This is a genomic window from Pseudoflavitalea rhizosphaerae (genome assembly GCF_003991355.1).
GTDB classification, from domain to species: Bacteria; Bacteroidota; Bacteroidia; order Chitinophagales; family Chitinophagaceae; genus Pseudobacter; species Pseudobacter rhizosphaerae.
Map to the genome: position 1 here is coordinate 277,811 of NZ_RCSU01000006.1, position 23,097 is coordinate 300,907.

Below are 23,097 nucleotides of genomic sequence, written 5' to 3' on the forward strand. Positions count from 1 at the left end.
GCCAGAAATGCGGCTAAAATTACAAGAGGGGTCTTCTTCACTTCGATATTGGATGTGAAAAAGACCCCTCCGGCGGACTACGGACTGTTAGTCCGGTCTGTTTATAAATGTAATACCAGCTTGGTAATATAGTAAGTGATTGCGGCCAGAACCATACTCACCGGAATGGTGAGGATCCATGCCCAAAGCAGGTTGATGGTAACGCCCCAACGCACGGCTGATAAGCGTTTGGTAGCACCCACACCCATGATGGCGCCGGTGATGGTATGCGTGGTGCTCACCGGAATACCCAAATGTTCTGTAAGGAACAGGGTTGCGGCGCCGGCTGTTTCTGCAGCCACGCCTTCCAGCGGAGTAACCTTGGTGATACGGCTTCCCATCGTTTTTACGATCTTCCATCCACCACTCATGGTGCCAATGGCAATGGCAGTGAAACAGGCCAGGGGCACCCAGTCCGGCACATCCTTGATACTATCGATCTGTCCCTGCGCCACCATTGCCGCAGCGATCAGGCCCAGCACTTTTTGCGCATCGTTACTGCCGTGGCCCAGACTGAAGAGCGCAGAGGAAACCAACTGCAATCTTCTGAACCAGCTATCTGCTTTGTAAGGGTTGGCACGCCGGCAGATATTGACGATGATCAGTGTTATGATCAGCGAAACAATCATACCCATCAGTGGTGCGCCGAATATGAACAGGAAGATAGGTATTACCACACTGTAGTTGATCACGCTGTGACCATCCTGGGCAAAATGGCCCACATGCGCCAATGCCGCTCCCATAAAGCCTCCCAGCAAAGTGTGGGAAGAGGAAGAAGGTATACCGAACCACCAGGTAAGAAGGTTCCAGGTAATAGCGGCGATCAATGCGGAAAAGATCACCGGAAGCGTAATGAAATGCTCATTGATGCTCTTCGCAAATGAATTACCGATCTTGAATTCTCCGATCCAATATTTTGCAATAAAAAAAGCAGCGAAGTTGAAAACCGCTGCCCAAAGTACTGCCTGGAAGGGCGTTAGTACTTTCGTAGACACAATAGTGGCAATGGAATTGGCTGCATCATGGAATCCATTGATGTAATCAAAAACCAGAGCCAGTACAATAATGACAACCAGAAAAGTCATAAGGGCTCAGGTTATGCGTATTTAATGATAATTGATTCGATCACGTTTGCAGCGTCTTCACACTTGTCTGTAACGATCTCCAGCACCTGGTAGATCTCTCTTTTCTTGATCACTTCTTTGGCGTCAGGCTCAGTTTCGAACAAACGGTCGATACTCATATCAAAAATATCATCAGCCTGGTTTTCGATACTGTTCACCTTTACCAGGGCGTCTGTGATGCGGCGCATGTTCTTCATGTTGCGCAACTCAATCACTGCATTCTTGATCTGCTCGGACCCCTGCTCAATCAGGTCTGCCATTTTCTGAATGCCCTGGTCGTTAGGATTCACCTTATAGAAATTGATCTTCTTGGCAGAGGAGAAAATATAATCGGCAATATCATCCAGGGCGGTTGCCAGGTAATGGATGTCTTCACGATCGAAAGGTGTAATGAAGTTGCGGCCGAGCTCGGTGAAAATTTTATGCGTGAAATCATCGTTCACATGTTCAAGGTCTTCTATCTGGGCGATGATGGCGGCTCTCTTGTCGAAGTCGGGTTCTGTAACCACTTCCTTCATGAGTTTACCCATTTTTGCTACTGTGTGCGCAACCTGCTCAAACAATGAATAGAAAATCTTATCCTTCGGCATAAAGATCTTCATGATGGAATTCAAGCCCATTGTATCAAAATTTGCGGCAAAAATAGAACTATTACACCGGAGATAAGGTAGAGGTGAATTGGTAATAATTTCTTAACAATGACCTTGGATGTACCTCTTACCTTTGCGGGCAATGTTACCTTTGTATGAAGAAATTGTTACGAACACCCAGGATAGCGTTATTGGCGGGATTACTTTTTTTTGTTCAAAAGTCTGACGCTCAATTTCTTATGGATATGATCGATACCACAAAGGACATGGGGCGGGGTATGCTGTCTATGTTCAAGCGTTTCGATCATATTATTATTGGTGGTTACATGCAGCCACAGTTCCAGTTTGCCAGTTCCAAAGGCGCAAAGAGTTATAGCGGTGGTGATTTCGCCACCCGGGCAAACAACCGTTTCATGCTTCGCCGCGGCCGGGTCAGGTTCGATTATGCACATTATAATGAGAAGGACCAACCCACCGTTCATTTCGCGATACAATTCGATGGAACGGAAAGAGGCGTCAATATCCGGGACCTCTGGGGAAGGGTGTTCGAGAACAAATGGCAACTCTTTATGGTAACCGGTGGTATGTTTGCCCGTCCTTTCGGTTACGAGATCAACCTTTCTTCCTCTGACCGTGAAGCGCCTGAGCGCGGCCGCATGAGCCAGATCCTTATGAAAACGGAACGCGACCTCGGCGCAATGTTATCTTTCTCCCCCCGTGTCAAAAATCATCCGTTCAGGTACTTGAAAGTAGATGTGGGCGTATTCAACGGCCAGGGAATGACCGGCCCCAATGAATACGACAGTTATAAAGACCTGATTGCACATGTTGGCCTGAAGCCTTACCCCATAACGTCTAAGCTCACCCTATCCGGGGGAGTATCCATTCTTCAGGGAGGATTGGCCAGTCCTACCAAATACATTTACAAAATGGGTGATGGTTCTTCCGGTAAACAGTTCCTGGTGGATTCCTCCGAAGATAATAAAGACGATAAATCACCCCGCGAATACCGTGGGGCAGACATGCAATGGAAGCTCAAAACAAAATGGGGCAACACGGAATTGCGCGGTGAATATTGGTTTGGTAACCAGACCGCCTATGCGAACACTTCGGAAACGCCCGGCACGCTCACCAATGAACCCTTCTATCAAAGGAAGTTCAATGGCGCATTCATTTGTTTTCTGCAACATATCGTAAATACTTCTCACCAGTTGGTGGTGAAGTACGATTGGTACGATCCCAATACTGCGGTCAGCGGCAAACAAATTGGTGAGCCAGGGAGAAATCTTACACCTGCCGATATCAAATACAATACACTCGGATTCGGGTATGTGCGTTATATCAATCAAAACCTGAAACTGTTTTTGTGGTACGACCGCGTAACAAACGAATCCACTTCGCTTGCTGGTTATACGGATGACCTGGAAGATGATGTTTTTACCTGCCGTTTGCAATTCCGCTTCTGATAAGGGTTTTAGCCGATCTGGTAATGCTGGGGTAATATTCACGTAACAATTGCGTAACATTGAAACCCTGCCATTATTCAGTTAACAATTCGGTAATATTCCGGTAACATACCGATAATAGGTCGCAGATACTTTTGCCGCACATTAAATAGACTGTTGTGAGCAAAAAGTTCCTTCTTTTTATTGCTTTGATTAGCCTCGCTTTTGTTTCATTCGCCCAAACCGGAAAAATTGCCGGCAAAGTGTTGAACAACAAGAATGAGCCCCTGCCCGGCGTATCAGTGAAGATCACCGGCTCCCAGGGTGGTACTACCACAGATGTGGATGGCCTTTTCACCCTCAATCTCCAGGCCGGCAAGAAATACCAGCTGGTATTGTCTGCAGTAGGATATGATCCCAAAACCATCGATGACGTTGAAGTTACAGCCGGCCAGGTACTGGACCAGATCTTCGTTCTGGAAAACTCCGGTAAAAGCCTCAATACTGTAACAGTAACGGCTAGCCGCAGATCAGCCGTTAAGGCATCAACGGCTTCCCTCATCCAGTTCCAGAAGAACACCAATACGGTAGCTTCAGTGATCTCCGCTGAGTCTATCCGCCGTTCTCCTGACAAGAACACCGGGGAGGTACTGAAACGTATTCCAGGCAGTAGTATCATCGATGGAAAATACCTGGTGGTGCGCGGTCTGAGCGACCGTTATAATATGGCGATGCTGAACGGCGTTCAGCTCTCCAGTACAGAGCCAGACAGGAAGACATTCTCCTTTGATATCTTCCCTGCTGCGATGCTGGACAATATCATCATCAACAAAGCCTTCGTTCCTGAAATGAGCGGTGAGTGGGCTGGTGGTCTGATCCAGATCAATACCCGCGATATCCCTTCTAAAAACTTTTTCAATATCCAGGTGGGAACGGGTTTCAACTCCCAAACCATTGGGAAGGATTTCTATACTTATAAAGGTGGGGACCTGGATTTCCTGGGAATCGATGATGGCGCAAGAGCCTTACCAGCAGGTATGCCAGCTAAGAGCGCTTTCAGAGGTGATAATTTAAGCGAAGCTGAAAAAGCTCAGTGGGGAAGTAAGTTTCCCAATATCTGGACTGCCAGCAAAGGCAATGCTCCTTTGAATATGTCGCTCCAGGCAAGTGGCGGTTTCAACGGAACGCTTTTCGATAAAAAGATCGGAGGTGTATTTGCCCTGACTTATGCCAACAATGCAAAGCGACTTGCATTCGACAACAATATTTACAACGTTACTGAGGTACCTGGAAATTCCCTGAAACAAGCGGATTCATCATACCAGTACAACAATATCAAGTACAGCAGGGAAGTGCTCTGGGGCGCTATGGCAAACCTGGCTGTTCAGTTGAACAACAACCACAAGATCTCTGTAAAAAATATCTTCAATATCAATTCAACTGATTATACTACGCAAAGAACGGGATACGATTATGAGTTCTTTGCTCCGATCCGAGCAACTGAGCTTAGCTTTAAGAGCAATACTTTGTTCAATACGCAAATCGCGGGCGACCATATCTTCAGTACCCTTTCTTCCAAACTGAAATGGTATGGCAGCTTCTCGATCCTGGACCAGTACATTCCTTTCCAACGCAGGATCCAGTACAACCAGGAATCAAATGGCGACTGGTTGCTGCTGATGAGCGCATCCAACTCACAACGCTCAGGAAGTATCTTCTATTCCAACCTCAGCGATTACCTGTATAATGCAGGAGGCGACTGGACCACTACTTTCAAATTGTTCGACAACATACAGACCGTAAAAGGTGGATACCTTTTCCAGGTGAAGGATCGCCTGTACAATGCAAGGCCTTTCTCTATCGTACTGCCTCCCGGCTCCAACAATGCATTAAAGGCATTGCCTGCTGACCAGGTTTTTGCTTCTGAAAACTTCGGGGGTAACGGATTCGGATTTGAAGAATATAGCGAACCTAATTTCCGCTACCTCGCCAATTCAATCCTGAATGCTGCTTACCTGCAAATGGATAATCAGTTCAACGACTGGCTTCGCGTGGTATGGGGTGTGAGAGTGGAAGATTTCGATCAACTGGTGGGAAGTGTAAATCCGAAAGATGCACGTCACGTGCGTTCAAGGGTTAGAGACTGGTTACCCGCTGTAAATGCAACATTCAAAATAAACAATCTTACAAATATCCGCTTATCAGCTTCACAAACTGTTATCAGGCCTGAGTTCCGTGAGTTGTCAAATCTGGCCTTCTATGATTTCGAGCTGGGAGCCACAGTAGTGGGTAATCCAAACCTGAAACGTACCAAGGTTACCAACCTGGACCTGAGGTATGAACTGTACCCACGTTCTGGTGAGGTTTTCACTGTTGGCTTATTCTACAAACAGTTTGAAGATCCTATCGAACAGATGTTCAATCAGACCGGCGCAGGTAGCAGTAACTCTTTCAACTTCATCAATGCAAAACAGGCAAAGAACTACGGTGCAGAAATAGAAGTGAGAAAGAAGCTCGACTTCATCAATGGTTTCAAGAATTTCACCATCCAATCAAATATTGCCTACATCCACAGCCGCGTTACAGGTGAAGAAGGAACCAAACTGGACCGCCCTTTACAAGGTCAGTCGCCTTATGTAGCCAACCTGTCTTTGCAATATGACCATGAACAATCAGGCTGGAGCGCAACCGTTCTTTACAATCAGATCGGCCGCCGTATCCTGTATGTAGGTAACGATCCACTTCCTGAGATCTGGGAAGCTTCAAGACCTCTGGTGGATCTACAGATTGCAAAAAAGGTACTTGATAAAAAAGGTGAGATCAGGCTCAATGTTTCGGACCTGCTGAATAAAAGAGCTTACTTCTATCAGAACCTGAACAACAGCAAAGGTTTCAATAAGGGAAATCCTGAAGATGTGATCTCCATCAAACGTAACTATGGCACCAATGTGAGCCTCACATTCGGATACAACTTTTAAACTGCTACTCAACAAATACAATATTAAAAATTCTAAACGACGCGATAATGAAAAAGTCCTTTTTAATGCTGGCCGCGCTCACTGCTTTGATCGCAACCAGTTGCCGTAAGATCGAAGTTGACGGTGATGGTAATGGCGGTGGTAATAACGGTGGCAATGGTAATGAAGTGATCATTGAAGGTAATATTACTTCATCTATGACCCTGGATGATCCTTCCAAGAAATACATCCTGCGTAACATGGTGTATGTAACCAATGGGGCTACTTTCACTGTTAAGCCCGGTATTACCGTTTATGGGGAACTGGCTACCAAAGGAACACTCGTAATTACCAAAGGTGCAAAGATCAATGCTGAAGGTACTGCAGACAAGCCCATCGTTTTCACTTCCGAGGCTTCTGAAGCCAACAGGAGAGCAGGCGACTGGGGTGGTGTAGTGATCCTTGGAAACGCTTCTACCAATGCAACCTACAACGGCCGCAGCGGTATCGGTGAGATCGAAGGAAACGTGAACAATGGAGCAGGCTATGGTCTGTACGGTGGTGAAGGATCTCCCAACGACAATGATAACTCAGGTATCCTCAAATATGCAAGGATCGAGTACGCCGGTTTCGCGTTCCTTCCTGATAAAGAGCTGAACAGTCTTACACTGGGTGCAGTTGGTCGCGGTACTACTATCGAGTATGTTCAGATCGCTTATGCGCTGGATGACGCTATCGAGTGCTTCGGTGGTACTGTGAACCTGAAGCATATCGTTACTTACAAAACGCTCGACGATGATTTCGATACTGATAACGGTTATAGCGGAAAGATCCAGTATGGTATCGTACTGAGAGATTCCAGCCGTGCAGATATTTCCAAGGTAGAAGCGTTCGAAAGCGATAACGATGCAAACGGTACTACACTTACTCCTCAAACAGGAGCTGTATACAGCAATATGACCATCATCGGACCACGTGCTACAACCGACAACAAAGGTAACAGCCTCTTCCTGGCTGCTGCACAGATCCGTCGTAACTCTTCCATCTCTATCTTCAACTCTGTATTCATGGGATGGCCTATTGGTCTCCTGATCGATGATTCAAAAGGCAACGCTACCAGTGCCAACGCTACGGCCAACAAACTCGTGATCAAGAACGTGAGCATCTCTGGTTGTGCTAAACCACTGGATTATGTAAAGAACGCCAGCGGTGCTGACTGGGGACTGGCTGCCCTTCAGACATGGTTCAATGAACCAGCCAAGAACAATCAGATCTATGCTACAAATGCTGAGCTGATGCTGGCCAATCCTTTCAAATATGATGGTCCTGATTTCACTCCTCAGGCAGGTTCTCCGCTGCTCGCTGCAGGTGCTGCTGATTTCACTGATGCAAAACTGGCTTCCGGTTTTGATCAGGTGAACTTCAGAGGTGCTGTAGGTGCTTCCGGTGCTGAGTCTACCTGGTGGAAAGGTTGGACCTCTTTCAAATAAGATAAGTATCTTAGTTAATCATTCGGAATAGAACACCCTGGTCAGGCAACTGAACCAGGGTGTTTGCTTTTTGAAAACTAACACTCATTCATTTTTTCTCAACTCTTATCATAGATCAAAATCATGGCAGTTGGGTATTTTTAGTTCCCAATCTGGATAAGGTTTAGAGAATTTTAATCCGCTCAACGCGCAGCGGATAAGGTTTTCATCGTATCATTATAGTAGCGTAATTCCACCATTGATTACCGTTCATCATTATCCTTGATCCGGTTGCTGGGAATTGAAAGTATTATCGTGTAAATTTGAATGTTAATGCGCGCTGCCTTCTACATGATTATACCAATGCCTGCAAAAGTTTAAACCTTTCCATGTCCTTCTGTGTTGTATGAACCCATAGAACTGTCCAACTCATTATATGTTTTTCTTAAGTGAGAGGTTTCCTCTCATGTGACTAACGCCGTTCGATTTCTATCGTGACGGCTTTTTTTATTCCATCAACCAAAAGGCCTCCCCGCCTGCTTTCGCATTTGGGAAGGCCCGTGTTTAATCCAATAAGAATCGCAGGAAAGAGTTAGTGTACCTTAGTTGAAAATAAGATCAGGATAAGGAATATCCAGCTCATAGCGAAGTGATGAACAACGATACATCAGTATGTTGATGATAGCTTCAGTTGAATATTGATAAGTAACGCCAGGCGTTTCAGGATCATTCACCCAGTTGTTGAATGTATCAGTGAAATCATCATCAAGACTCTCTGGTGTGCGAACACCGATCTTCTTCAACGCAGCTGCATTGCAGAGCTGTTCGTATTGCCCCTTGATGGGGATGGCTATCATCTTCTTTTTAAGATAGAGCGCCTCCGCAGGCGTTTCAAAGCCGGCCCCGCATACGATGCCGTGACAGCTGATAAGACTTTTATTGAATGCTTCCCTGCCAACAGGAATGAAGGTAACATGACCTTCGGTTTTCACTTCCTTCACCTCCTTGGAGAAAACTTCAAAGCGATGATCAGTGAGCGGACGCAGGTATTGCATCAACTGGTTATCGCAGTAAGATGGAAGATACACAGTGATATGTCCCTTATTGCTGGCCTCAGCTTTCAGGATATCTTCCTTGATCACAGGGGAGAAGATGAAATCATCATAGCTCTCGAAATGCAGTCCGATGTATTGTGAGGCTTTAGCGTAATTCTGAAGCACCCATTCCCCGATCTTATTGGGCTTTTCAGGTCTTGGTGTTTTGGCGCTCATAAAACTCGCCTGGTGACCAAAGTTCACAGATGGTACTTTCTTGTAAGCGCAGGCCAGGGATGTGATGCACTCGAAATCGTTCAACACCAGGTCATATTTTTCTACCGGCAGTTCCCGCATCTCCTTCATGATCCTGAAGGGCGAAACATTGCTCATGATCTTCCTGTAATTGAGGCTTCCCTTGCAGGTATAGAAGAGGCTGAGTCCCTGGCTACGGTATTTGATTTCCGCGTCCAGCGGTAAGGTGCTGTTGGCGCCGCTGAGAAAAATGTCTACCGTTCCGAACTTTTGCAGGTAGGGAAGAAGTTCCATCGCCCTGCTGATATGTCCGTTTCCGGTAGCCTGAATTGCATACAATATTTTCATCCTTTGAATTGTTTGAACTGTGTTAGATGGCAAGTGAATTGATATAAAAACTGATCTCGTCTGTGATCACGTTGAGGGGCATACGCTTGTCAGCGTTTGGGACATGCTGGAATTTGGCTTCGTCGTATTCGAAGATCTTCCATTCGCCCTGCTGGTATTCAAGCGCTGTGAGATGCTCCACCCAGTCGCCGGAGTTGAGGTAGATCACTTCGCCCTTCTCGGTTTTCACCACTCTTTTCTGTGGCTGGTGGATATGGCCGCAGATCACGTAATCATACTTTTTATCGATGGCCAGTTCGGCTGCGATCATTTCAAAGTCATTGATCCTTACAACGGCCTTGTTCACTTCAGCCATCACTTTTTTGGAGATGGACAATTTTTCCCTGCCGAATGATTTCAGGATCCTGTTCACCAGCCGGTTGAAAAGGATCAGGGCGCCATATCCGTTGCTACCCAGTTTGGCCAGCAGTTTGGCGCCGCCTTTGGTGGTATTGTCGAATACGTCTCCGTGGAAGATCCAGGTCATTTTGTTATCGATCTCCAGCACAAGCTTGTCTGTAAGGGTGAAGTTGCTGAGCTGGAAATCAGAGTAGCGGCGCATTTGTTCATCGTGGTTGCCTGTGATATAGAACACGCGCGTGCCCTGCATCATCATGTTCAGCACTTCTTTGATCACAGCCATATGCGAACTTGGAAAGTATCGTTTTGAAAACTGCCAGCAATCGATGATATCGCCATTCAGAATGAGGATGTTGGGCGTGATGCTTTTAAGGTAGGCCACCAATTCTTTGGCGCGGCATCCGTATGTGCCGAGGTGCACATCTGAGATCACTACAACATCAACTGGTCGTTTTTCCATTAGAGAGCGGTTTAGCAAAATTCCAACCATTAGCTGATCTGTGCGTAAACAGGGAGTTAAGGAATTGTATTGTTATTGTGAAGCGAATATTAAGTGTTAAAGTATAGCAGGCATGTATATGCGAAAAATGGCTATTAATAAATTGTAACCAAACCGGAACCGGTGCTTTTTATCAAATGCAATGCTGATCTTGCATGTCCAATCACGAATACTCTACAAATTTTTTTATAGGCAAATCAAGAGCAATCGTAGCAGTTTCTTAATGTTGACGGCGAAGCTTATCCAGGTTTCGCCCTTTTTTATTCCCAGGTTCTCACAACAATGCCTTATCTTACTGGTAACATGATTGCAATCTTTCACCAACACTAACCTGATCAGCTTGTCTACCGGAATCCCTGCCAGTACTTTTTCCAGGAAACAGATCATGATTGCGATCTACGCAGCCATTGTAGCCTTCCTTACTTATACTTGTGTATTTGCTTATCGAAAACCTTTTACTGTAGCCACTTTTGATGGAGTGGTGTTCTGGGGCATACGCTATCAGGTGTTGCTGATTGTGAGCCAGGGACTGGGGTACATGCTGAGTAAATTTGCCGGCATCCGGTTCATTTCAGAAATGAAAAGATTTGGACGATGGAAAACAAGTGCTGTACTGATCGGGATTTCATGGTTTTCCTTGCTGCTGTTCGGCCTGCTGCCTGCACCCTTGGGCATGTTATGTTTGTTTGTGAATGGCTTCATGCTCGGCTTCATGTGGGGGATCGTGTTCAGCTATGTGGAAGGAAGAAGGGCCACCGACCTGATCGGGTCTGCCATAGCTGTAAGCTTTGTTTTTGCAGGCGGCTTCACACGCTCCGTGGCAGTTTGGCTGAGAGACAGCTGGCAGGTGCCGGAGCAATGGCTGGCATTCGCAACAGGACTTGTATTTGCAGTGCCCCTGATCATTTTCATGTACTTCATGGAGCGGATCCCGGACCCTGATCAACAGGACATACAGGAACGTACTGTTCGGGTGCCTATGAGCAAGGAAGCCCGTTTACAATTCCTGAGAACATTCGGTGGAGGTGTATTGGCGTTGACCATCACTTATCTTTTCCTCACCATCATGCGTGATATACGAGACAATTTCATGGCCAATCTCTGGAATGAGCTGGGCTATGGAAAGAAGCCCGCGATATTCACACAAACAGAAACCATCACTTCCATCTCGATCCTCATCATGATGAGCCTGCTGATCCTGGTGAGGAAAAATATCAGGGCATTGAAACTGATACACTGGGTAATCCTGGCAGGATTCCTGCTTTCAGGAATTTCATCCTTTCTTTTTATTTCCGGCAGGATCAGCGGCGCGCTCTGGATGCAACTGGTGGGCCTGGGATTGTATATGGGCTATATCCCTTTCAACAGCATCTTTTTCGAACGCCTGATCGCCAGTTTCCGCATAGCCGGCAACGTGGGTTTTCTCATTTACCTGGTGGATGCCTGGGGATACCTTGGCAGCTCCTTTGTAATGCTTTCGAAAGAGGTATTCCAGGTAAGCCTGACATGGACTGAGTTCTATCCCAAAGGTGTGATAATGTTTTCGGTGATCGGTATTGCGGGTACGTTCTATTCCTGGGTGTATTTCAGCCGTAAATACAATTCGATGATGAATGACTGAGATTATTTCCTTAATAACGCAAAGGCAGAACCGAATTCCTGCTGCCTGATCTCGCTGATGAGGCAGGTGAGCATGAGGGATTCCAGCAATGCACTTCTGGTTATATCGCCCAGGTCTATCACATCGCGCCATCCGATGGCATTGAGCAGTTCCTGCACAGTGATCTTGGCAGCTGCATCGTTGCCGCAGAGGAACATCACGGGTATACCCTGGCTGAAGTTGGGATTCACCATGGTAGCTGATCCTACCATATTGAGGGTTTTCACTACCCGGCTTTCGGGTAACCATTGCTGAATGAGTTCTCCAGCGGAAATATTTTTAAGTGCGAGTTGAGGTGTTTCGCTGAATTCAACAGCATTGGAGAGATCGATGATCACTTTATGCTGAAGGGCTTGTTGTCCCGTTTGTTTCAATACGGCTTCCACGCCACTCCAGTTGATGGCCAGCACAATCACCTCTCCGAATGCGGCCGATTCTTCAAATGTTGCGATCTGGCAATCTGGCCCCATCTGCTCTTTCCAGGTGAAAAGGCTTTCACTCATCGGGTCTCTGCTGCTGATCTTCACGGAATGGCCAGCATCCAGCCATCCTTTGGCCAGCGCTTTACCAACACTGCCGGCACCCAGTATTCCTATTTTCATTTTATATCGATCTTGTATAGTTGCAAAGAAGCAAAATTACTTTTTAAATATTCACCAGCTACCTATCAATAGCTTGATTGCGGTCAATACTTGCAGAAAATTCCTGTTCGCGAAAATAATTTCCTTCTATTTTGGCATAATATTTTCCTTTCGTTCGGAAGTTTTCTTCTTATTCCTTACTACATCCTATTAAATCCAATTTGTTAAGGCAGTAGCTAAAAAAACATTCGTAAATCTTAAACGAAAGGATGAGAGAATTGTTCGCAAGAGGGTTATGTACACTCCTGATCCCGTTGATACTGCTTACAGGCTGCCGTTCCGGCCAGGCTTACCCCTATGAGTCCGAAAATGGGATAAACGCTATTATCTACCAGTTGCAGGCCCAGTTCGGACTGGGCGGCAGATATGCCAGTATACATATGCGTTATGAAGACTCAACTGCACTGGTGCTGACGATTACCGGGGTGGCCGAACGGAATCAAGACAGCCTTGAGGTTCGCCAGTTGCGCGGGGGTAAATGGACGCAGATCAGTTCCACTTTCATTGGCTCTTTGATTGAGCCACCCATCTTATTCTCCCTTGATTCTGTTGCATCCTTTAAAATGATACCTGAACTGATCAGGTCAAGCACTGCTAAAATGAATACGGAACTGAGGATGTCCGATCTGCACGTTAAAGAGGTCCTGGTGAATGCGCCTGCCTATGATCCGGATGGAGACCCGGTGCGTGTGATCATCTTTGTTCAACCGAAGGAAGGCAAGGAAAAATTTGAATACTCCTATAATTCAAATGGGTTACTGAAAGACGTGCTGCAATATTGAGATCACTCCGGTGGTGCGAATCTTTTATCCGCAATGAAGCTGGAATCCGTTAGTGTGCGCAGGAAAAGCAGCAGGTAAAATTTATCGTTTATCGATAGTGGGATTTTGTTTTTCACCAGCGGATCTGTAGTAGGCCCATCCTGAACACCGCTGTTGTAGTGTTCCAGGATCTGGCTGATGCTGAGAAAGCGGCCATCATGCCCGTATGGCGCTGTGATTGCTACATTGCGAAGGGAAGGCACTTTGAATTTGAGAGAGTCTTCCGGCCTCCTGGTGATGTTCATCCTTCCATAATCCTTGTTGGTAGGGTCCACGGTAATTCCGGTATTGCGGAAACTGTTATCCGTGAACAATGGTTCAGTATGACAACTGGTGCACTTACTTTGGAAGATAGCATAACCTGTCTGTTCATCCGGACTGAATTGGGTTGCTCCCTTTTTTACCCTGTCGTATTTTGAATTGGCAGAGATCATGCTGCCTACAAACTGTGTAAGCGCACGCAACATGCGCTGGCTGTTGATGTCGGCGTCTCCGAAAGCAGCCCTGAACATAGATGGATATTGATCATCCTGTTTCAGTTTTTCCAACACATTGTTGATGTCTTCCGCCATTTCATTGGGGGCCGTGATGGGCGCCAGCGGTTGCACTTCCAGGTTAGTAATGCCTCCGTCCCAGTGTGTTGCCGGCTGCCAGGCGATATTGTACAATCCCGGTGCATTGCGAAGCGTGAACTGGTTATCGAAACCATGGCTCAGCGGATGATCGAAAGTGGAGAAAGCTGCAAACTGCTGATGACAACTGGCGCAGGGAAAATTACCGTCTTTAGACAACCGGCCATCATAGAATAATTTCCTTCCCAGCTCAAATCCTTCCTGCGTAAGCGGGTTGCCGGAAAAATCATAATGGGGCGATGGCCATCCCTGCGGAATATTGAAACTGATGGGAGTGGGGGCTGAGCCCTTGCCGTTGTCCGATTTTTTACATGCCTGAACCAGTATTGCCCCCAGTGTAATGAATAAGGAAATCAATATGGTCCATCTAACTGTCATGCCTATTCTGTTTTGGCCGTCATTACGGTGAACATTTTAGAGTAATTGTCTGCAACCTGCCTGGCTTCAGTTCCGGCAGTCATGATGCTGTTTAGTTTTGAGATCCTGAGATCATGAGGTGTACTGAACCAGTCGTACACATCCGCCGTAACATTGATCTCGGCGCTTTTGCCTCCTTCCATGTTCACCCCTGTACCGAAGGGAAAGAGTAATTGTATTTCCTTGTTTACATCTTCACCGGTTTTGAAACCTCCGATATGGTAAGTGAATCGTTTACCCGGTGCGGTGGATGAAGGAGAAGTGCCTTCGAATTTAGCAAAGATATAGCCGGTGTTCCAGGTCCAGAACATGCCTTTGGCAGGGTCCAGCGCATCGGTCTGGGCGCCGCTGACATTATGGGTGCTGTCTACTCCCAGGATGAAAGAAAGGCGGTTATAGCTAGACGGTAGTATCCCAACTTTCACCAGGGTGGAAAGTGAGTCTTTGAAATCTACCAGGAAATATTTGTCTGCTGCAATTTCGAAAGCCTTTCCGGTATTGCTGTTGGATAAACGGATGGCGCGGATATAGAATTTGAAACTGGTAACAACAAAATTTTCGTTCCACACATTGGTATAGGTGGTGGTATCGAAATACATTCTTACTGAATCGTATTTGACAACGGGCGTGAATTTGATGGTGAGATTGGTTTCCTGTCCGGTGTTTTCGTTCTTTACATCTTTCTGGCAACTGCTGACAGAGGCGATGAGGGATACCAGCAGAGGTATCATAAAGTAATAAGGCAGGCGGCTTGGTTTCTGGTTCATAGATTTGGTGGTTTGGGTTAAAGATCTTGCTGACGGATCTTTCGTCTGTCCGACTTCTGCTGCGATGCTTTCTTTTTCGTGTCAAGTCTTTTGACTTTCGACTGAGCAGAAGGCTTGGTGGCAATTCGCTTCTTTTCCTTCTTCAATGCCTGCTCCAACATGGCATTGGTTTTTTTGATCACTTCCTGTTTATTGTCGAGTTGCGACCTGTGGACCTGGCTCCTGACCTGCAAAAATCCTTCCGAATTTAGTTTTGATCCCAGTTTTTTGATCAATGTCTCTTTCTGTGTTTCACTCAGGATCATTGAATTACCGATATGGAAATATCCCTCCACCATGGTTTCCACCTTGTTCACATTCTGGCCGCCTTTGCCTCCGCTGCGGGCGGTTTTGAATTGCATTTCTTTTGAAACCTCTATCTTCATTCCATAAAGTTAATCATAAAATACGGCTATGCGGGTAGTGGTCCAAAGAGTAACAGAAGCATCTGTTACCATCGATAATAGTATACGTTCCTCCATCGGGAAGGGTTTGCTGGTACTGGCAGGAATTGAAGATGCCGATACGCAGGAAGATATCAACTGGCTTTCGGCCAGGATCGTTCAGTTGCGCATTTTCAACGATGCGGACGGAGTAATGAACCTCAGTCTGAAAGACATTGGTGGCGAGCTCCTGCTGGTAAGCCAGTTCACTTTACATGCCAGCACAAAAAAAGGAAACCGGCCTTCCTATATCAAAGCCAGTAAGCCCCCGGTGGCCATTCCACTCTATGAAAAACTGATTGAGCGTCTGGAAATGGAACTGGGCAAATCCATCGGTACTGGTGAGTTTGGAGCCGACATGAAAGTGGCTCTTGTGAATGACGGACCCGTAACTATTATCATCGATTCAAAGAACAAAGAATAATCCAAATTTATGGAGATCACAATACAACAGGCACAGGACCAGGTAGACCATTGGATCAAAACCGTGGGCGTCCGTTATTTCAGTGAGCTTACCAATATGGCCATCCTCACGGAAGAAGTGGGAGAGCTGGCGCGTATCATGGCCCGCAAATACGGTGATCAGAGTTTCAAAGAATCCGACAAGCAAAAAGACCTGGCAGATGAAATGGCCGATGTTCTCTGGGTACTGATCTGCCTGGCCAATCAAACCGGTGTGAACTTAACAGATGCACTTACAAAGAATTTCGGGAAAAAGAATATCCGTGATGCAGACAGGCACAAGAACAATGAGAAACTGAAATGATCAGAAGCTTCCGGATTCATATTTTATTTTTTTGTGATTTCGGCCAGTTTCCAAATTGTTCCGGCTACCCCTGCCAGTAATAGAAGAATGCCCCAACTGTGCAGGAAGGAACCGCTTGCATGTTTGCTCATTTTGAGCAACCCACTGATTATAAAATAAAGGGAAACCAGGATGGTGAGAAATGCCATGGTGGTTGGCTTGTTCATAGGTTCGGGATTTGAATCAAATTTAGCTCCGGAAGATGGAAAATGCAAGTGCTGTAAAGCGGAAACCCATTATCTTTGCCGGCTATGGCAACAGACAATAATCGTTTTCAGGCAATCATTTCACATTGTAAGGAGTATGGATTTGTTTTCCAGTCAAGTGAGATCTATGACGGGCTCAGTGCCGTATATGATTACGGCCAGTGGGGTAGTGAGTTGAAGAAGAATATCAAGGATTACTGGTGGAAGAGCATGACCCAGTTGCACGAGAACATTGTTGGTATCGATGCTGCCATTTTCATGCATCCTACTACCTGGAAAGCTTCCGGTCACGTGGATAATTTCAGTGACCCGATGATCGATAATAAAGACAGTAAGAAAAGATACAGGGTAGACCATTTGTTAGAAGCTTTTGCCGATGAACTGGAGAAGGCCGGCAAGAAAGAAGAGGGCGATGCTATCCTGGCTACCATGGAAAAATTGCTTGCTGCAAATGATTTCGATGGATTGAAAAAACTCATCGAAGACAACAAGGTAAAATGTGCAGTGAGCGGTACTGTTAACTGGACAGATGTGCGTCAGTTCAATCTCATGTTCTCCACCCAGCTGGGTAGCGTAACTGAAGAAGCGAGCGAGATCTATCTGCGTCCGGAAACTGCACAGGGCATTTTCGTGAATTTTCTGAACGTGCAGAAAACCGGCAGGATGAAGATCCCATTCGGTATTGCACAGATCGGAAAAGCTTTCCGTAATGAGATCGTAGCCCGTCAGTTCATTTTCCGTATGCGTGAATTTGAACAAATGGAAATGCAGTTCTTCATTCGCCCCGGATCACAAAAGGAGTGGTACGAATACTGGAAAGAGGCAAGAATGAAATGGCACCTGAGCCTGGGCATCACTGAAGATAAATACCGTTTTCACGATCACGTAAAACTGGCGCATTACGCAGATGCTGCCTGTGATATCGAGTTCGAATTCCCTATCGGTTTCAAGGAAGTGGAAGGTATCCACTCCAGAACGGATTATGATCTGAGCCGTCACCAGGAGTTCAGCAAAAAGAAAATGCAATACTTCGATCCGGAGATCAATCAGAATTATATTCCATATGTGATCGAGACAAGTATCGGTCTGGACCGTTGCTTTCTGATGGTGATCAGCAATGCCTATGCGGAAGAGGACCTGAGCACTCCCGAAAAACAGGACAGTCGAGTAGTTTTACGATTTGCACCCAAACTGGCCCCCATCAAATTAGCGGTGTTGCCATTGACAAAAAAAGACGGACTTCCAGAGATTGCACGGGAAATAATGGATGAGTGCAAAACCTCCTTCCGTTGCTTCTATGAGGAAAAAGACGCTATAGGTAAACGTTATCGCCGGCAGGACGCAATTGGTACGCCGTTTTGTGTAACCGTAGACCATCAAACTAAAGAGGATCAGACGGTTACAATACGTTATAGGGACACAATGCAACAGGAGCGGATCCCTATAAATAAAATCAAAGAATTGATTGAAAAACAAATTTTATAGCTACATTTGGATCGCCTATCGTAACGAATAACACCACGCCTGACAGTTCTTCACCGCCCAACCGACACAGAAACCCGATAATTGATCCTATGGGGAACCAATAATTCCCGGTTAAGGTCGTTTATTAATTGATTAGTGGTATGAACTATTGTTCTTACACGCTAAATAGCTTATCATATGATAATGTTTATTACAATCCCTGTGAATTTATTTCTGCTAGGTGGTGCGCTTTTGGCAGCTTTTCTGCTTGGGTATATGATCCGCTCCAGGGATCTGGCCAAAGCCAATAGAAAAGTTAGTTCCCTCGAAACTGAAATGGTATCAAATCACGCGGAAATTCTGAACCTGCAAAAAGAAAATGTAGAACTGGAAAAGAAATTGAAATCATTGTCTATTCCGGTAATCCCAATGACGAAAGAAGATAAAGAAGCGAAAAGAGTAGCTTCCCAATCTACGTCAGTTCAGAAACATTCCTGATCCTCATTGAACCTCCCCAGGCCCTGGAACGATGATTGAAAACGGACCAACCACTTACAAGAAATACCCATAACAGCAACATGAATTTGTTGCAGGTTTAGCCGTATAATTCCTGATGAATAGATTTCCGGTCGTATCCCAGAGACTGGATTCTTTGTTTGGCCTCATCGATCATATTTTTCCATCCACACAAGTAGAACCAGGCGGGTTTAACCGCCAAAGCACCCGGATTTTCAATGGAAGGAGTTCTGTTACTGGTACAGATCTCTTCATAGATCGTATGTACATAACCGGTGCAATGACTGTTCCCTGGCTCCTCCCGGGAATAGGTAGGAAGGTATTGAAAGCCGGGAAGCTCATTTTCCAGTTCCCTCATTTCCTGCTCATAGAGCGTGTCTCCGAACTTTCTGCATCCGAACAGCAAGTATAGCCGCTGGTGCGGGATCTGGTGCCTTTTGAGATGATGGCACATGCTTCTGAAAGGGGCAATGCCTGTGCCTGTACAGATGAAGAAGAGGTCCCGGTCGATCACTTCCGGTAAGATGAATACGCCCTGTGGACCGCGGAATGTAAGCTCATGGCCCTCCTGCACTTCATTGAAAAGCCAGGTAGTGCCTGCGCCGCCTTCCAGCAGTACAATCAGTAATTCAAATATATTGCTGCCATCCGGCCAGGAGGCGATGGAATAAGAACGCCAGCGTTTATTGGGCTTCTCGTGGATGGGAAGATCTAGTGTTACAAACTGTCCGGGTTCAAAATCGAATGATTCCAACTCAGGGACCTGGATCCAGAAACGACGCGTACTGTTGGTTTCATTCACTATGCGGATGACCTTACCGGTTCGCCAGGGTTGTACCATGCAATCGTGTTTTTCTAAATATACAAAATATAAGCGTGCTGCAGTCGCTCGCCTCCCGGCGAGTGACCTGTATCTGTTCGCCTCTGGCGAACTTTTTGTCGCCGGAGGCGACGGAATAGAAGTCACTCGCCGGGAGGCGAGCGACTGCCACACCCTGTGTTAGTCCATACCTTTTTCGTACCTTTGCATCCGCAGTTATGAATTTGCAGTCGTTGCTCGATGCGTTTAAAAAAGACCCCCGCCTTTTTCAATTGGCGGACAAGCTCTCTTTTGCCCGGCCGCAGCGCATCCATTGTGAGCACCTTCGCGGCAGTGCTGCCAGCTTTGTGATCAGCACCATCTTTCAAAATCCCGCTTCCAGTCAGTTGAACCACCTGGTGGTTTGTGAAGACGCTGAAAAAGCGGCTTACCTCCATAATTCCCTGGAGAACCTGACCAATGCACTCAATCTTTATTTCTTCCCTTCCTCATTCAAGAACAGGAAGAATTTCCGGTTGCTGAATCCTTCGCACGTGATGTTGCGAACGGAAGCGCTTACCCGCTTCGCCGCTCAATCACAGGGCAGGGCAGGTATGCTCATCACTTATCCCGAAGCCCTCTTCGAGAAAGTAGTGCTGCCCAATACACTCAGCGGGAATATCATCTATCTCAAATCAGGTGATACGCTCGACCTCGTGGGGCTTATGGACAAGTTAGTGGGTTACGGATTCGAGAGGACGGATTTCGTATATGAGCCAGGGCAGTTCGCACTGCGCGGCGGCATTCTCGATATCTATTCATTCGGTAATGAAAAACCTTACCGGGTGGAACTTTTCGGAAATGATGTGGACAGTATCCGCATCTTTGATCCGGAAACACAGCTCAGCGAACGGAAATTGCTGCAGGTGACCATCATTCCCAATGTGGATACTCAGTTCGATACATCCGACAAGATCTCCCTCTTCGATTTCCTGCCGGAGAATACCGTTGTGTGGATGCAGGATTGGTCCTTTACCAAAGAACGGCTGATCATCCAGGAAGAAGACCTCGAACTCTTTCTTACCACCGTTACGCCCACGCAAAAAGCGCGTGATGCTGCCGGTGATGAAGATACCCGCATGGAAAAAACAGATACAAAGCCTGAAGATTTTGTACCTGCACTCCGGATAGAACAACAACTGCAATCCAGGCATATCGTGGCTTTCGGCCATGGTAAAGATTTCCCCGAAGGCGATCCTGCTACACACGATATTCCGGTTGACATTCATTTCAATACTAAGGCGCAGCCTGCATTCAACAGGCAGTTCGACCTGCTGATCCGCGACCTCAAAAGCTGGTCCACAAAGAATTTCGGACTCTATCTTTTTGCAGAGAACCCGCGCCAGCTGGAGCGCCTCAACAGCATTTTCGAAGACCTGAAGGCGGAGGTATCTTTCACACCTGTACCTACATCCATCCATGAAGGCTTCATCGATGAAGATCTCAAAGTAGTTTGTTATACGGATCACCAGATCTTCCAGCGTTACCATAAGTACAAGGTCAAACAGGCTTATAATAAGAATAAGGCCATTACACTCCGCACCCTGCGCGAGTTACAGCCCGGCGACTATGTTACGCATATCGATCACGGCGTAGGCGTATACAGTGGTTTGCAAAAGATCGAGACCAATGGAAAATTGCAGGAGGCTGTAAGGATCATTTACAAGGACAGTGATATCCTGTACGTGAACATCAACTCTCTGCACAAGATCTCCAAGTACACCGGCAAGGAGGGATCCGTTCCGAAAGTGAATAAACTGGGAAGCGATGCATGGAACCGGCTGAAAGAAAAAACAAAAACGAAAGTTAAAGAGATTGCCTTCGACCTTATTAAACTGTACGCGCAAAGGAAGGCCCAGCAAGGGTTTCAGCATACTCCGGATAATTACATGCAAACCGAGCTGGAGGCCAGTTTCATTTACGAAGACACACCGGACCAAAGTAAGGCCACTACCGATGTGAAACGCGATATGGAACAACCGTCTCCCATGGACCGTCTTGTTTGCGGCGATGTAGGCTTCGGCAAAACAGAGATCGCCATCCGCGCAGCTTTCAAATCCTGTGTGGATGGAAAGCAGGCTGCCGTATTGGTGCCTACCACTATCCTCGCATATCAACACTATAAAACCTTCAGTGAACGGCTCAAGGATTTTCCTGTGACCATCGATTATGTGAACCGCTTCAAATCCGCCAAGGAAAAGAAAGAGACTTTCAAAAGACTGGAAGAAGGAAAGATCGATATCGTTATTGGCACACATGCCATCCTGGGCAAGGATGTGAAGTTCAAAGACCTTGGCCTGCTGGTGATAGATGAAGAACAGAAGTTCGGAGTGGCGCATAAAGAGAAGATCAAAACCCTCCGGACCAATGTGGATTGCCTTACTTTAACGGCAACGCCTATCCCAAGGACATTGCAGTTCAGCCTGATGGGCGCGCGGGACCTCAGCATCATCAATACGCCGCCGCCGAACAGGCAGCCGATCCAAACGGAAGTGGCTGTGATGAATGATGATCTGCTGCGCGATGCCATTTATTTCGAGACTGAACGCGGAGGACAGGTCTTCTTCATCCATAACCGGATCCAGGGGCTGGCTGAAATGAAGATGAAATTGCAGGGCCTTTGTCCTGATCTCAGTATCGGTTTCGCACATGGCCAGTTGGAAGGGCATGAGCTGGAGGAAAAGATCCTGGACTTCATCAATAAGAAATACGATGTACTCATCTGTACCAATATCGTGGAGAGTGGAGTGGATATTCCTAATGTGAATACCATCATCGTGAACAATGCGCACCATTTCGGTCTGAGTGATCTGCACCAGCTGCGTGGCCGCGTGGGAAGAAGCAATCGCAAAGCCTTTTGTTACCTGCTGGCGCCGCCGATGAGCACCCTGCCCCCCGATTCCCGCAAACGCCTGCAAACACTGGAACAGCACAGTGAGCTCGGTAGCGGCTTCCAGATCGCCATGCGCGACCTCGATATCCGGGGCGCCGGTAATATGCTGGGGGGTGAGCAGAGCGGATTTATGGCCGAGATCGGATTCGAGATGTACCAGAAGATCCTCGATGAAGCCATCAAAGAGCTGAAGCGTACCGAATTCCGTAATCTCTTCAAGGAAGAGATTGCCAAACAGGAAGATTATGTGCAGGATTGCACCATCGATACCGATCTTGAAATACTGATCCCTGATAGCTATGTGGAAAGCATCACCGAAAGACTGACGCTGTACACCAGGCTGGACAATTGTGAGGATGAACCAGCCCTGCAGGAATTCCACCAGGAACTGAATGATCGTTTCGGGCCTGTGCCGCCACAGGTGGATGATCTCTTTGAAACCGTACGTGCCCGGAGGGTTGGCGTGGAATTAGGTTTTGAAAAGATGACATTGAAAGACGAAACCCTGCGCTGTTATTTCGTGAACAAACCTGATTCCCCTTATTTTGAATCACCTGTTTTCCAACAGATCCTCAATTTTGTGCAAACGCAGGTGAACAATGCGAGACTGAAACAAACAGAAAGGTCCTTCCTGCTGATCGTTACAGATATCAAAAGCATGAACAAACTGGTGGCATTCCTGAAAAGGATGCAGGACTTTGTAAGTGCGGAAACAGCAGCTATCAAATAATCCTGAGCGCCCGGGGGCTAAAAAAGACCGGAGAGCTGGCAGTCG

At 46.7% G+C, this 23,097-nt stretch carries 19 protein-coding genes and 1 pseudogene; 10 read left to right on the forward strand and 10 right to left on the reverse strand.

Translation table 11 applies throughout. From position 1 onward, the window contains the following. Positions 1 to 101: 101 nt before the first annotated feature. Together D9Y29_RS12805 and D9Y29_RS12810 are read right to left on the reverse strand one after the other, a co-directional pair. Positions 102 to 1,124, reverse strand: coding sequence for an inorganic phosphate transporter (locus D9Y29_RS12805; RefSeq protein WP_127128688.1), 1,023 nt, complete (start codon positions 1,122 to 1,124; stop codon positions 102 to 104). An 11-nt stretch (positions 1,125 to 1,135) separates the two neighbouring features. Continuing rightward, on the reverse strand, positions 1,136 to 1,783 hold the full coding sequence (locus tag D9Y29_RS12810; RefSeq protein WP_164735392.1) for a DUF47 domain-containing protein: 648 nt from the start codon (positions 1,781 to 1,783) through the stop codon (positions 1,136 to 1,138). Between the two features lie 215 nt (positions 1,784 to 1,998). On the opposite strand from D9Y29_RS12810, the gene D9Y29_RS12815 reads away from it, so the two are divergent. From D9Y29_RS12815 to D9Y29_RS12825, 3 genes are all read left to right on the forward strand, one after another. Next, positions 1,999 to 3,219 (forward strand): porin, encoded by a 1,221-nt coding sequence (locus D9Y29_RS12815; protein WP_241237912.1) that lies wholly within the window; start codon positions 1,999 to 2,001, stop codon positions 3,217 to 3,219. A gap of 158 nt (positions 3,220 to 3,377) precedes the next feature. Next, positions 3,378 to 6,176 carry a TonB-dependent receptor gene (locus tag D9Y29_RS12820; protein ID WP_127128690.1) on the forward strand — a complete coding sequence of 933 codons (2,799 nt, stop codon included), beginning with the start codon at positions 3,378 to 3,380 and terminating at the stop codon, positions 6,174 to 6,176. A gap of 47 nt (positions 6,177 to 6,223) precedes the next feature. Continuing rightward, positions 6,224 to 7,645, forward strand: coding sequence for a hypothetical protein (locus D9Y29_RS12825; protein ID WP_127128692.1), 1,422 nt, complete (start codon positions 6,224 to 6,226; stop codon positions 7,643 to 7,645). 581 nt (positions 7,646 to 8,226) lie between these two features. Here D9Y29_RS12825 and D9Y29_RS12830 read toward each other — a convergent pair. Then, the gene (locus D9Y29_RS12830; protein WP_127128694.1) at positions 8,227 to 9,261 is read right to left on the reverse strand and encodes a glycosyltransferase family protein; all 1,035 of its coding nucleotides are present in this window, start codon (positions 9,259 to 9,261) and stop codon (positions 8,227 to 8,229) included. 22 nt (positions 9,262 to 9,283) lie between these two features. Continuing rightward, positions 9,284 to 10,120, reverse strand: coding sequence for a UDP-2,3-diacylglucosamine diphosphatase (locus D9Y29_RS12835; protein WP_127128696.1), 837 nt, complete (start codon positions 10,118 to 10,120; stop codon positions 9,284 to 9,286). A gap of 379 nt (positions 10,121 to 10,499) precedes the next feature. On the opposite strand from D9Y29_RS12835, the gene D9Y29_RS12840 reads away from it, so the two are divergent. Beyond that, on the forward strand, positions 10,500 to 11,780 hold the full coding sequence (locus D9Y29_RS12840) for a DUF5690 family protein (protein ID WP_241237913.1): 1,281 nt from the start codon (positions 10,500 to 10,502) through the stop codon (positions 11,778 to 11,780). A 2-nt stretch (positions 11,781 to 11,782) separates the two neighbouring features. On the opposite strand, the gene D9Y29_RS12845 is transcribed toward D9Y29_RS12840, so the two are convergent. After that, on the reverse strand, positions 11,783 to 12,421 hold the full coding sequence (locus tag D9Y29_RS12845; RefSeq protein WP_127128698.1) for an NADPH-dependent F420 reductase: 639 nt from the start codon (positions 12,419 to 12,421) through the stop codon (positions 11,783 to 11,785). 248 nt (positions 12,422 to 12,669) lie between these two features. On the opposite strand from D9Y29_RS12845, the gene D9Y29_RS12850 reads away from it, so the two are divergent. Continuing rightward, positions 12,670 to 13,242, forward strand: a complete 573-nt coding sequence (locus D9Y29_RS12850) for a hypothetical protein (protein WP_127128700.1) — start codon at positions 12,670 to 12,672, stop codon at positions 13,240 to 13,242. A 2-nt stretch (positions 13,243 to 13,244) separates the two neighbouring features. Here the strand turns inward: D9Y29_RS12850 and D9Y29_RS12855 are convergent, their stop codons facing one another. The 3 genes and pseudogenes from D9Y29_RS12855 to arfB all read right to left on the reverse strand — a co-directional run. Further along, complete coding sequence (locus tag D9Y29_RS12855) at positions 13,245 to 14,291, reverse strand: cytochrome-c peroxidase (protein ID WP_127128702.1); 1,047 nt, start codon at positions 14,289 to 14,291, stop codon at positions 13,245 to 13,247. A 2-nt stretch (positions 14,292 to 14,293) separates the two neighbouring features. Beyond that, positions 14,294 to 15,097 carry an MbnP family protein gene (locus tag D9Y29_RS12860; RefSeq protein WP_127128704.1) on the reverse strand — a complete coding sequence of 268 codons (804 nt, stop codon included), beginning with the start codon at positions 15,095 to 15,097 and terminating at the stop codon, positions 14,294 to 14,296. 17 nt (positions 15,098 to 15,114) lie between these two features. Beyond that, a pseudogene (gene arfB / locus D9Y29_RS12865) lies at positions 15,115 to 15,522 on the reverse strand (alternative ribosome rescue aminoacyl-tRNA hydrolase ArfB); the annotation flags it as partial. A 28-nt stretch (positions 15,523 to 15,550) separates the two neighbouring features. Here arfB and dtd point away from each other — a divergent pair. Together dtd and D9Y29_RS12875 are read left to right on the forward strand one after the other, a co-directional pair. Beyond that, a complete protein-coding gene (gene dtd / locus D9Y29_RS12870; protein WP_127128708.1) occupies positions 15,551 to 16,003 on the forward strand; it encodes a D-aminoacyl-tRNA deacylase in 453 nt (150 codons plus the stop codon). Positions 16,004 to 16,012: 9 nt separating this feature from the next. Then, on the forward strand, positions 16,013 to 16,345 hold the full coding sequence (locus D9Y29_RS12875; RefSeq protein WP_241237914.1) for a nucleotide pyrophosphohydrolase: 333 nt from the start codon (positions 16,013 to 16,015) through the stop codon (positions 16,343 to 16,345). Positions 16,346 to 16,368: 23 nt separating this feature from the next. Here the strand turns inward: D9Y29_RS12875 and D9Y29_RS12880 are convergent, their stop codons facing one another. Then, positions 16,369 to 16,551, reverse strand: coding sequence for a hypothetical protein (locus D9Y29_RS12880; RefSeq protein WP_127128710.1), 183 nt, complete (start codon positions 16,549 to 16,551; stop codon positions 16,369 to 16,371). Positions 16,552 to 16,635: 84 nt separating this feature from the next. Between D9Y29_RS12880 and D9Y29_RS12885 the strand changes: the two genes are divergently transcribed. Together D9Y29_RS12885 and D9Y29_RS12890 are read left to right on the forward strand one after the other, a co-directional pair. Beyond that, positions 16,636 to 18,075 (forward strand): glycine--tRNA ligase, encoded by a 1,440-nt coding sequence (locus D9Y29_RS12885; protein WP_127128712.1) that lies wholly within the window; start codon positions 16,636 to 16,638, stop codon positions 18,073 to 18,075. Positions 18,076 to 18,258: 183 nt separating this feature from the next. Next, positions 18,259 to 18,552 carry a hypothetical protein gene (locus tag D9Y29_RS12890; protein WP_164735393.1) on the forward strand — a complete coding sequence of 98 codons (294 nt, stop codon included), beginning with the start codon at positions 18,259 to 18,261 and terminating at the stop codon, positions 18,550 to 18,552. 97 nt (positions 18,553 to 18,649) lie between these two features. Here the strand turns inward: D9Y29_RS12890 and D9Y29_RS12895 are convergent, their stop codons facing one another. Next, a complete protein-coding gene (locus D9Y29_RS12895) occupies positions 18,650 to 19,411 on the reverse strand; it encodes a ferredoxin--NADP reductase (RefSeq protein WP_127128716.1) in 762 nt (253 codons plus the stop codon). Between the two features lie 197 nt (positions 19,412 to 19,608). Here D9Y29_RS12895 and mfd point away from each other — a divergent pair, with 197 nt between their 5' ends. Then, positions 19,609 to 23,052 (forward strand): transcription-repair coupling factor, encoded by a 3,444-nt coding sequence (mfd, locus tag D9Y29_RS12900; protein ID WP_127128718.1) that lies wholly within the window; start codon positions 19,609 to 19,611, stop codon positions 23,050 to 23,052. Positions 23,053 to 23,097 lie beyond the last annotated feature (45 nt).